Genomic DNA, 10,729 nt, shown 5'->3' with positions numbered 1-10,729 from the left:
GTGCGGCACCCGGCAGGCCGCGCGCCTCGCGCTTCGCGCGCCTCTCGGCGCGGAGGGCCCGGCGGTAGAACCACGCGCCGGCAATGCTGAAGGCGCCCGCAGCCACCATGGCGGCCTGGGTGGAGGTGCGCTCGGCCAGGAGGCCGAGCAGGGGAGCCGCCAGGCCGAACGCGACCGAGGCGACCATCGAGTTCATCGACAGCACGGTGGCACGGTTGCGCGCCTGCGCCTCGCGGTGGAGCAGGGCGGAGTGCATGGGGCCGGCGGAGCCGTGCAGGAGGTACGTCACGCCGTAGGCGGCGATGAGGGCGGCCGGCCCCGCGACGAGGCCCATGACGACGGCCCCGAGGCCGTTGAGGATGCGCGCCACGATGGCGGTCCGGGCCACGCCGATGCGCCGGCTCGACCACCCGCCCAGCGCCGCGCCGACGGCGAAGACCGCCCAGCCCGCCGCCGCCACCGGGCCCATGATCGCCCCGGCGCGCTCCTCGCCGCCGACGAGCTCGGCGAGCCGGATCGGCTGGAACGTCTCGAAGACGATCATCGCGACCGACCAGAAGAGCTCGACGGTGACGATGCCGCGCAGCACCGGGTTGTCGCGCAGCAGGCCGAGGCCCTCACGGACGACACGCGGGGACTCCTTGGCCGAGTGCAGGGCCCGTCGTGCCGCCGAGCTGTCGAGGTGCTCGGCCGAGCGCGGCTCCCGCAGCAGCACGAGGACGGCGAGCAGGTGCAGGACGTTGAGGGTCACGAAGACCGCGACCGGCAGGACGAGGGCCGACGCGCCGGCGAACGGGTGCCACCACACGAGGCCACCCGAGACCAGCGCACCGGCCGCGATGCCGACACCGACCACGGTTCCCTGCGCCGAGAGCGCGCCGTCCACGTCGGCTCCGGGCCTGCTCGCGTGGACCGTGTCGACGAACCATGCCTCGAGCGGACCGGAGTCGAGGGCCCGGAAGATCCCGGTGAGCACGGCGGCGAGCAGGAACGCCCAGAACGAGTGCGCGACGAGCAGGGTCGCGCTCGCGACGAGGTTGACGACGGCGGAGACGACGAAGACGGGGCGGCGCCCGAAGACGTCGGCGAAGCCGCTCGTCGGCAGCTCGAGGGCGAAGATCGTCAGCCCTGCGGCCGACGAGACCGTCATCGCCTGCGCGACGGTGAGGCCCCGCTCGAGCTGCCAGAGGGTGAGCAGGCCGACGACCAGGCCCACCGGGAACCAGCGGGTGAAGGTCAGGATGAGGAAGACGCGGCGGGCCGCGTCGGGGGAGAGGACGGCATACCTGCTCGGCGCGCTCATCGGGACGACTCGCGTGACGGGTCTGCCGGCGGCCGGTCGAGGTCGAGGGGGTAGGCGAACGCGTAGACCGCGATCCGTCGAGCCTGTGGGTTGCCCTGGCCGACCCGGCGATAGCGCTCCATGAGCTCCCACATCTCCTCGCGCATCGCCTCGAGGGACTCCGTGGTCACGAGGACGGAGGCATCGCTCGATCCGCACGCGTCCTGCCAGGCACTGGGCCACGTCGTCGAGACGTCGAGCCACCGGTCGTACTGCTCGCTGAAGTGACGGGCATAGTCACGGGTCAGCCAGTTGAGGGCGGTCTCGGAGTCCTCGTCGCCCTCGAAGTCGCTCGGGTGCCACGAGTGGTACTCCGAGCTCGCTCGCCACAGGCGCCGCTTGCCCTCGCCCTGCTCGGTGTCCTGGACGAGCCCGACCGACTCGAGCTTGCGCAGGTGATAGCTCGTCGCGCCCGAGTTCGTGCCGAGCAGCGTCGCCAGGTCGGTGGCCGTCGAGGGGCCGTGACGGCGCAGGGCGCCGAGCAGGCGGGAGCGGAGCGGGTGGGCCAGGACGCGCAGGCTGGCGGGGGTCAGCCAGACGCTGTCGTCGTCGGGAGCGTTCGAGGTGTCCTTTGCATCCATGGTGTGCACAATACCTATGCACAATCTAATTGCACAAGATCTGTGCACAAAGCGTCTGGGAGGACATCAGTGCAGGTCAGGACACGTTTCCGGGTCTGGTGTGCGGGATTTGAGGGCGTGACCCAGACCCCGTAACATGGGTGAGGTTGTGCACCGGGCCGTCAGGCGAACCCGCCGGACCCCACGGGGGCGGGCGACGCGGACCGAGCCCAGCGGCATTCACTGCTCCACCATTTCTTAGAGCGAAGGCAGACTCCATTGCGTACGTACACCCCGAAGCCCGGCGAGGTCACTCGCACGTGGCACGTCATCGACGCGACCGACGTCGTGCTCGGCCGTCTCGCGAGCCAGGCCGCTGTCCTGCTCCGGGGCAAGCACAAGCCGCAGTTCGCGCCGCACGTCGACACCGGTGACTTCGTCATCATCATCAACGCCGAGAAGGTTGCCCTCACGGGAGCCAAGCTCGAGCAGAAGAAGGCCTACCGCCACTCGGGCTTCCCGGGCGGTCTGCGTTCGACCTCCTACACCGAGCTGCTCGCCCAGAGCCCCGAGAAGGCCGTCGAGAAGGCCGTCCGCGGCATGCTCCCGAAGAACTCGCTGGCCCGCCAGCAGCTCTCCAAGCTCAAGGTCTACCGCGGTGCCGAGCACCCGCACTCGGCCCAGCAGCCCGTCCCCTTCGAGATCACCCAGGTTGCGCAGTAAGCCTCGGCTGCTGCGTAGAAAGCGACAAGACACGTGACTGACATCGTGAACGAGGACGTCCTCGACACCGACGAGCCCGAGCTGACCGAGTACACCTCCGAGTCCGACGGGACCGTGGCCGGGGAGCCCAAGCGGGCCCGCCAGGTCTCGACCCCCGGCGCTGCGACCGGTCGGCGCAAGCAGGCCATCGCCCGCGTCCGGATCGTCCCGGGGACCGGCGAGTGGAAGATCAACGGCCGTACGCTCGACGCCTACTTCCCGAACAAGGTGCACCAGCAGATCGTCAAGGAGCCCCTGACGCTGCTCGAGCTCGACGGCTCCTACGACGTGCTCGTCCGCGTGCACGGCGGTGGCCCCTCCGGCCAGGCCGGCGCGGTCCGCCTCGGCGTGGCGCGCTCGCTCAACGGCGTCGACGAGGAGCTGAACCGTCCCGCCCTCAAGAAGGCCGGCTTCCTCACGCGCGACCCGCGCGTCCCCGAGCGCAAGAAGGCCGGTCTCAAGAAGGCCCGCAAGGCGCCCCAGTACAGCAAGCGCTGATCTGGCTGCCCCAGCACGACAGCCGAAGGCCCCCGAGCACTGCTCGGGGGCCTTCGTCGCTCCCGATGCGTATGCCGTGTGGCCGGGCCACGTCCCGCCCGGTTCCCGTGGCCGCGGCGGCGTCGGGCACGCCGTGCGGTATCGGCTTATCGCAAGGCTGCCGTGGCACCCTTGGCGACATGCAGGTGACCAAGGGGATGGCCGGACGGCGGGGGACGGCCGGTCTGGCGGGTCCTGTGGGCGCTCTCGGCCTGCTCCTGCTGGTGGGGGCTGGCCTGGCCCTCTCGTGGACCACGACGGGCAGTGAACCCGCTGTCGTGGGCTGGTGGCTGGCCATCATCGGGTTCGGGGTGCTGCTGCCGGGCTGGGCGCTGGTGCGCTGCCTGCACGGCACCGGGACGAACGCGACCGACCTGGGATGGGCCGGGGCGGCTGGCATCGTGGTCGCGTTGCTGACCTGGCTGCTTGGGCACCTCATCGGGGTCAGCCTGCCCACGCTCGTGGTCGGCCCAGCGGTGGCAGTCGCGCTCCTCGCGGTGCCCGTCACGCGCCGGCGTTTCGTCGGCTCGCCGGTTGACGGCGACGGCTGGCCCCTCGGCGCCTGGGCGGCTCTGGCCGCGACGGCGCTGCTGGCGGTCCGATGGATGTGGGTCAACGGGCTCGCGGTCACCGCGCCGGAGCCGACGGCGCGGTTCCAGCTCTTCCACCAGGACCTGCTCTACCAGACCGCGCTCACCGGAGAGGCCCGGCGCAGCCTCGACCCCGGCTATCCCATGGTCGACGGCGAGCCCCTGGGCTACCACTGGTTCTTCCACGCCCTCGCCGCCCAGCTCGGCGGCTCGGGACTGCACGACCTCGACGTCGTGTCCCGGCTGCTCCCGGCGACCCTCGTGGTGCTGCTCGTGCTGCTCGCGGCGTCGGTCGGCTCGCAGGTGACGGGTCACTGGACGGGTGGCGTGGGCGCGGCGGTCGCGGTGGGGGTCGTCCGGCCGTTCTCCGCCGACCCGTGGGCGCAGGGACCACTGTCCATCCTCGGCAACTACTGGCAGCTGAGCCCCACCGCGACCCTGGGCTGGGTCCTTGGCCTGGCCCTCACGGGCACCCTCGTCGCCCTGCTGCGCCGAAGCCCCGTCGACCGGGCCGTCCCGCTCTGGCTCCTGCCTCTCTTCGCGGTCGGCGCGGCCGGTGCCAAGTCGGCCCAGGTCCCTGTCGTGCTGTGCGGGGTCGGCCTGGCGGCCGTCGCTTTCCTCGTGTCCGGACGCCGCCAGGAGGGGCGCGGGCGCACGTTGGTGCTCTACGCCGGCACGCTCGCCGGGCTGCTCGTCGTCATGGGGCTGGCCCTGGCCTTCATCTACCCGGGCTCCTACGGCTTGCGCCTTGACCTGTTGGCGTGGCCGGGCGACTCGGCGAAGCAGGTGTATGGCACCCGCTCGGTGGACAACCATGCCGAGGCCGCCGCCGCCGGGGTGACGTTCGTGCGCCGATGGCTGCCGATGCTGCTCCCGTGCGCGGGCCTGCTCGTGCTGCTCCGCCGCCGCTCGGCCGAGCCGGCGGGCTGGATCGGCCTGGGCGTGGTGGTCGGCGGTCTCGTCGCCGTGCTGAGCCTCACGCACCCCAGCGCCAGCCAGTACTACTTCGCCGCGGCGGCCCTCCCGGTCGGTCTTGCGCTCTCCGGTGCCGGCGCCGGCCTCTTCGTCCAGACGGTCCTCGCCGGGGCGGACGAGCTGCCCGGGCGGCAGACGGTGCGGGTCCGGGGCCGTGCCCTGCTCGGGCCCGGCGCCGTCATCGTCGGTGCGGTGCTCGTCGGGGTCGTCTGGCAGGCGACACGAGATTCCGCCGCGGCACCTCGGGTGTCCCCGGCCGTCGGCGAGCATGGGGCGCTCGGCGCATGGGCGCTGGCATGGCAGTGGGCCTCGCCCACGCTGCTCATGCTCGGGCTGGTCCTGCTCGTCGTCACGCTCGGCTGGGTCGTACTCGTCCGACGCCGCGACCAGCCCCGGGCCGGCGCGTGGGGTGGTCTGCTCGCCCTGGCCTCGCTGGCCATCGGCGTGCTGGCCCTGGTGCCCGATCTCAAGATCGGCTACGTTCCCGGGCCGCCGGTCTCACCGGCGCAGGCGCCGCCGGTGGGCAAGTCCCAACCGCGACCAGCGGTCAGCCCTGCCCTCTTCGAGGCGGGCCAGTACCTCCGGCTGCACGCCGACCCCAGCGACGTCATCGCCACCAACCGCATCTGGAACGGCCGGACCAAGACCGGATACCGCGACAACCGCGACTTCTCGGTCGTCGCGCTGTCCGGTCTGCGCACCGACGTCTCCGGCTACGGCTACGCCCCTCGGATGGTCCAGGCCGCCTCCGAGACCGGGGTGCCCTACTTCTACGCGCCCTTCTGGGACCCGGCGCGCCTCGCCGAGGAGCTGATGCTCGTGACCGACCCCACTCGGGCGAGGCTCGACGCGGCACATGACCGTCGCGGGGTCCGCTGGATCGTGGCCGATGAGCGCTCTGGTCCCGTCTCGGCGCGCCTCGCGCAGCTCACCGACGTCGTCATGCACCGGGACGGAGTCTGGCTCGCACGGCTTCGCCCAGCCGGCTCGTGATCACGCGGCGCCGTGGTCGCGGCCTTTGCGACGGAGCGCCTGCCGGCACCCCACCCGGGCTCGGCACGCCTCGTCGGGCGGTATCGTCGTGCGAGCACATCTGCGACCACCCCCGGCCGCAACCCCTCGGGAAGGCAGAACACGCGTGGCTCGACTCTTCGGCACGGACGGCGTCCGTGGTGTGGCGAACAAGGACATCACGGCCGAGCTCGCGCTCGATCTCTCCGTCGCCGCGGCGCACGTACTGGCGGAGGTGGGCGCCTTCAACGGCCACCGACCCGTTGCGGTCGTCGGACGCGACCCGCGGGCGTCGGGGGAGTTCCTCGCCGCAGCGACCATAGCGGGCCTCGCCTCGGCCGGCATCGACGTGCGCGACGCCGGCGTGCTGCCGACCCCCGCCATCGCCTACCTCGTGGGGGAGCAGGACGCCGACCTCGGTGCCATGCTCTCGGCCTCGCACAACCCCATGCCCGACAACGGCATCAAGTTCTTCGCTCGGGGCGGCCACAAGCTCGCCGACGACCTCGAGGACCGCATCGAGGACCGGTTGCGCGACGAGTGGCAGCGCCCCACCGGGGGTGACGTCGGCCGCATCACGCCCCTCGCCGACGGCGCTGACCGCTATGTCGCCCACCTGTTGGCCTCCCTGCCGCACCGGCTCGAGGGACTGCACATCGTCGTCGACGCTGCGCACGGAGCTGCCTCGGAGGTCGCCCCGCGCGCCTTCCGTGAGGCGGGTGCCCGGGTCACCGTCATCGGCGGCGAGCCCGACGGGCTCAACATCAACGACGGCTACGGCTCGACCCACACGGGGCGACTGAAGGAGACGGTCGTCGCGACCGGCGCCGACTTCGGCATCGCCCTCGACGGCGACGCCGACCGCTGCCTCGCGGTGGACGCCACCGGCTGCGAGGTCGACGGCGACCAGATCATGGCGATCCTCGCCCTGGCCATGAAGGAGCAGGGAGTGCTGCGCGGTGACACGCTCGTCGCCACCGTGATGTCAAACCTCGGCATGATCCAGGCGCTCGGCGGCGCCGGCATCAAGGTGCTGCAGACAGCAGTCGGCGACCGCTACGTCCTCGAGGGGATGAAGGGCGGCGGCTACTCCCTCGGCGGCGAGCAGTCCGGTCACGTCGTCATGCTCGACCACGGGACGACCGGCGACGGCACGCTCACCGGCCTCATGCTGGCCTCGCGGGTCGCCGCCACGGGCCGCACGCTTGCCGACCTCGCCGGAATCATGACCCACTTCCCCCAGGTGCTCGTCAACGTCAAGGACGTCGACAAGTCAGCGCTGGAGGCCAACGCCGCCGTGGCCGATGCCGTGCGCGCGGCCGAGGGCGAGCTCGGCGACACCGGGCGCGTCCTGCTGCGAAAGTCCGGCACCGAGCCGGTCGTCYGCGTCATGGTCGAGGCCGCCGACGGCGACCAGGCCGCTGCCCTGGCCGAGCGGCTCGTCGGCGTGGTCAGGGCCGAGCTGTCCCTCTGAGGCCGGCACGGCGACCTCACGCCCTGCCGCTGGCAGAATCGAGCACGTGAGCCACGCCAACGTCGTGCCCCTGCACCGGCGGATGCAGCCCCGGGACCCGCACGAGACGCACCGTGTGGCGACCCCGCTCGAGCTGTTCTTCGACCTGGTCTTCGTCGTGGCCATCGCAGGCGCTGCGGCCCAGTGGCACCACGGCCTCACGGAGGGCCATCTCGAGGACCTCCTCAACTTCGTCATGGTCTTCTTCGCCATCTGGTGGGCGTGGATGAACTACACGTGGTTCGCCTCGTCCTACGACTGCGACGACGTCCCCTACCGGTTGCTGACGTTCGCGATCATGACCGGTTCGCTGATGCTCGCCGCCGGCATCCCGGACCTCTTCGCCACGGGACAGTCGGGACTCGTCGTCGGCGGCTATGCCGTCATGCGCTTCGCCATGGTCGCCATGTGGCTCCGGGCCGCGGCGAGTCACCCCCAAGGCCGCGCGACCGCGCTGGCGTATGCCGTCGGCATCTCCGTCGTGCAGCTGCTGTGGATCGCCCGGTTGCTGCTCCAGGGCCACGCGGTGCTGCTCGGGTCCTTCTTCGCGCTGGTCGTCCTCGAGCTGCTCGTGCCGATCCTGGCCGAGCGGCGGGGCATCACGCCCTTCCATCCGCACCACATCGCCGAGCGCTACGCCCTGCTGACGCTCATCGTGCTCGGCGAAGTCATCCTCGCCTCGGTGCAGGCCGTCCAGGCAGCGCTCGGGCAAGGCGCCGACCCAGGCCTGCTGCCACTGGTGGTGGGGGGACTCTTCGTCGTCTTCTCGATGTGGTGGCTCTACTTCAAGCGGGATCACGCCGGACTCTTCGGGCGCAGTATCCGGAGCACCTTCCTCGCCGGCTACGGCCACTACCTGGTCTTCGCCTCGGTGGCCGCCACCGGGGCGGCCCTCGCGGCGGCCGTCGACCGCGTCCAGGGCGGGGGGCACGCCTCGGTGCGCTTGGTCGGGCTCGCGCTGGCGGGGGCGGTCGCGGTGTACCTCTGGGGCCTCACGGCGATGGACGCCATGGCCGGGGCGCCGACGTCGGAGACCCGGGTCGGTGTGGCGGTCGGTGTGGCGGTGCTCCTCGTCGCGGCGGTCGTGCCGGCGATCGGCATCACGGTGCTGATGATCGGCGTGCTGCTCGCAGCCGCCGTGGTTCACCATGTCTGGACCACCCGCGAGGCCGCCTGACGGTGTCGGGAAGTGGGCACTCGACGTAGGGATCGCGCCCGCGTTCCCTCGTGCCCACGTGCCCACGTGCCCACGTGCGCCCGCCGCGGTCAGTCGACGGGCCGGAGCAGACCCGAGTCGACGTCGTAGATGAAGCCGCCCACGAGCGTCCCCTCGGCGATGAGGGGGTGGGTGCGGACCGTGGCGAGGTCCGCACGCAGGGCGCGCTCCTGGTCGGAGATCGCGTGGAAGCTCATCCAGGACGCGTCCTTGCCGGCGCTGGCCCCGACCCGCTCGCGCAGCTCATCCTCGGTGCTCAAGGCCATGGCGCACCTGGTGTGCGGCACGATGAGGATGCGGTCCACGTTGAGCAGGTGCGTGGCGAGCACCAGCGCCTCGAGGGCTTCGGAGGCCACGCGTCCGCCCGGGTTGCGGAAGATCTTGGCGTCCCCGGCCTTGAGGCCGACGAGGTTCAGGGGGTCGATGCGGGAGTCCATGCACGTCACGATCGCCACGCCGGCACGGGCGATGCCGTCGAAGCCGGCCAGGTCGAAGGTGTCCGCGTAGGCACGGTTTGCCGCGAGCATGTCATCGAAACCCTTGCCGGCAGAAGCGACGTCGCTCATTCTGTGTCCTCTCTCGTCTGTCACTGGAGTCCGGGGCGCTTGGAGATGGTGAAGGCCATCGGCTTGCTCACCTCGGCGAAGAAGTCGTTGCCCTTGTCGTCGACGACGATGAAGGCCGGGAAGTCCTCGACGTCGATCTTCCAGACGGCTTCCATGCCGAGCTCCTCGTACTCGAGCACCTCGACGTGCTTGATGCAGTCCTGCGCCAGCCGGGCGGCCGGACCGCCGATCGACCCGAGGTAGAAGCCGCCGTGCGTGTGACAGGCATCCGTGACCTGTTTGCTGCGGTTGCCCTTGGCCAGCATGACCTTCGAGCCTCCGGCGGCCTGGAACTGGTCGACGTAGGAGTCCATGCGGCCCGCCGTGGTCGGGCCGAAAGAACCGGAGGGCAGGCCCTCGGGCGTCTTGGCCGGACCGGCGTAGTAGACGGGGTGGTCCTTGAGGTACTGCGGCATCTCCTCGCCGGCGTCGAGCCGTTCCTTGATCTTCGCGTGCGCGATGTCGCGTGCGACCACGAGCGGCCCGGTGAGCGACAGCCGCGTCTTGACGGGGTGCTTCGAGAGCTCGGCGAGGATGTCGTCCATCGGTTGGTTGAGGTCGATCTTCACGACGACGTTGCGGCTCGTGGAGCTGACACCGACCGCGTCGTCCTCGTGCTCGCCGAGGTCGACCGACCCCGCGTCGGGAAGGAAGCGGGCCGGGTCGGTCTCGAGCTGCTCGAGGAAGACGCCTTCGGCCGTGATCTTGCCGAGCACCTGCCGGTCGGCGGAGCACGAGACCGCAATGGCGACAGGCAGGCTCGCGCCGTGGCGGGGGAGGCGCACGACCCGCACGTCGTGGCAGAAGTACTTGCCGCCGAACTGCGCACCGATGCCGAACTGGCGGGTCAGCTCGAGGACCTTCTCCTCGAGCTCGGTGTCCCGGAAGCCGTGGGCGGTGATCGACCCTGACTTCGGCAGCGTGTCGAGGTACTTCGCCGACGCGTACTTTGCTGTCTTCAGGGCGAACTCCGCGCTCGTGCCCCCGATCACGATGGCGAGGTGGTAGGGCGGGCACGCCGCCGTGCCGAGCGACCGCAGCTTCTCGTCGAGGAAGCGCATCATCGCGTCCTCGTTGAGGATCGCCTTGGTCTCCTGGTAGAGGTAGCTCTTGTTGGCCGAGCCGCCGCCCTTGGCCATGAAGAGGAACTTGTACTGCGCCTCGTGGCCCGGGAGGGTGTCGGCGTAGAGCTCGACCTGGGCCGGCAGGTTGGAGCCGGTGTTCTTCTCCTCCCACGTCGTGATCGGCGCCATCTGCGAGTAGCGCAGGTTGAGGCGGGTGTACGCGTCGAACACACCCTCGCTGATTGCGCGCTCGTCGGTGCCCGCCGTCAGCACGTGCTGGCCGCGCTTGCCCATGACGATCGCGGTGCCGGTGTCCTGGCACATCGGCAGCACGCCACCGGCGGCAATGTTGGCGTTCTTGAGCAGGTCGAGCGCGACGAACTTGTCGTTGTTGCTGGCCTCCTCGTCCTCGAGGATGTTGCGCAGCTGCTGCAGGTGGCCGGGCCGCAGGTAGTGGGCGATGTCGTGCATCGCCGTCTCGGTCAGCAGCCGCAGGGCCTCAGGCTCGACCTCGAGGAAGGTGCGTCCGCCCGGCCCGTCGACGGCGCGCACGC

The 10,729-nt window shown here is 71.1% G+C and carries 9 protein-coding genes; 5 read left to right on the top strand and 4 right to left on the bottom strand.

Going from position 1 to position 10,729, the window contains the following annotated elements; all coding sequences use genetic code 11:
* Together AC1DP0_RS11160 and AC1DP0_RS11155 are read right to left on the bottom strand one after the other, a co-directional pair.
* Nucleotides 1–1,303: MFS transporter (locus tag AC1DP0_RS11160; protein ID WP_478084600.1), on the bottom strand; the 1,303-nt coding region annotated here is incomplete at its 3' end.
* Entirely contained in the window at nucleotides 1,300–1,923 is a 624-nt protein-coding gene (locus AC1DP0_RS11155) for a winged helix-turn-helix domain-containing protein (RefSeq protein WP_478084598.1), read from the bottom strand. The genes AC1DP0_RS11155 and AC1DP0_RS11160, both read right to left, overlap by 4 nt.
* A gap of 258 nt (nucleotides 1,924–2,181) precedes the next feature.
* Here AC1DP0_RS11155 and rplM point away from each other — a divergent pair, with 258 nt between their 5' ends.
* The 5 genes from rplM (at nucleotide 2,182) to AC1DP0_RS11130 (ending at nucleotide 8,467) form a co-directional block, all read left to right on the top strand.
* Complete coding sequence (gene rplM / locus AC1DP0_RS11150) at nucleotides 2,182–2,625, top strand: 50S ribosomal protein L13 (RefSeq protein ID WP_478084596.1); 444 nt, start codon at nucleotides 2,182–2,184, stop codon at nucleotides 2,623–2,625.
* Nucleotides 2,626–2,658: 33 nt separating this feature from the next.
* Nucleotides 2,659–3,162, top strand: coding sequence for a 30S ribosomal protein S9 (gene rpsI, locus AC1DP0_RS11145; RefSeq protein ID WP_034771666.1), 504 nt, complete (start codon nucleotides 2,659–2,661; stop codon nucleotides 3,160–3,162).
* A gap of 179 nt (nucleotides 3,163–3,341) precedes the next feature.
* Nucleotides 3,342–5,759 carry a hypothetical protein gene (locus AC1DP0_RS11140; protein WP_478084594.1) on the top strand — a complete coding sequence of 806 codons (2,418 nt, stop codon included), beginning with the start codon at nucleotides 3,342–3,344 and terminating at the stop codon, nucleotides 5,757–5,759.
* A 145-nt stretch (nucleotides 5,760–5,904) separates the two neighbouring features.
* Nucleotides 5,905–7,251, top strand: a complete 1,347-nt coding sequence (gene glmM / locus AC1DP0_RS11135) for a phosphoglucosamine mutase (RefSeq protein ID WP_478084592.1) — start codon at nucleotides 5,905–5,907, stop codon at nucleotides 7,249–7,251.
* Between the two features lie 46 nt (nucleotides 7,252–7,297).
* Entirely contained in the window at nucleotides 7,298–8,467 is a 1,170-nt protein-coding gene (locus AC1DP0_RS11130; RefSeq protein WP_478084589.1) for a low temperature requirement protein A, read from the top strand.
* A gap of 89 nt (nucleotides 8,468–8,556) precedes the next feature.
* Here the strand turns inward: AC1DP0_RS11130 and AC1DP0_RS11125 are convergent, their stop codons facing one another.
* Together AC1DP0_RS11125 and AC1DP0_RS11120 are read right to left on the bottom strand one after the other, a co-directional pair.
* Complete coding sequence (locus AC1DP0_RS11125) at nucleotides 8,557–9,072, bottom strand: beta-class carbonic anhydrase (protein ID WP_478084587.1); 516 nt, start codon at nucleotides 9,070–9,072, stop codon at nucleotides 8,557–8,559.
* Nucleotides 9,073–9,092: 20 nt separating this feature from the next.
* A partial coding sequence (locus tag AC1DP0_RS11120; protein ID WP_478084585.1) for a fumarate hydratase occupies nucleotides 9,093–10,729 on the bottom strand: 1,637 nt, incomplete at its 5' end.

Source organism: Terrabacter sp. P5_B1 (genome assembly GCF_056400505.1).
This window is presented reverse-complemented; position numbering and strand designations above follow the sequence as displayed.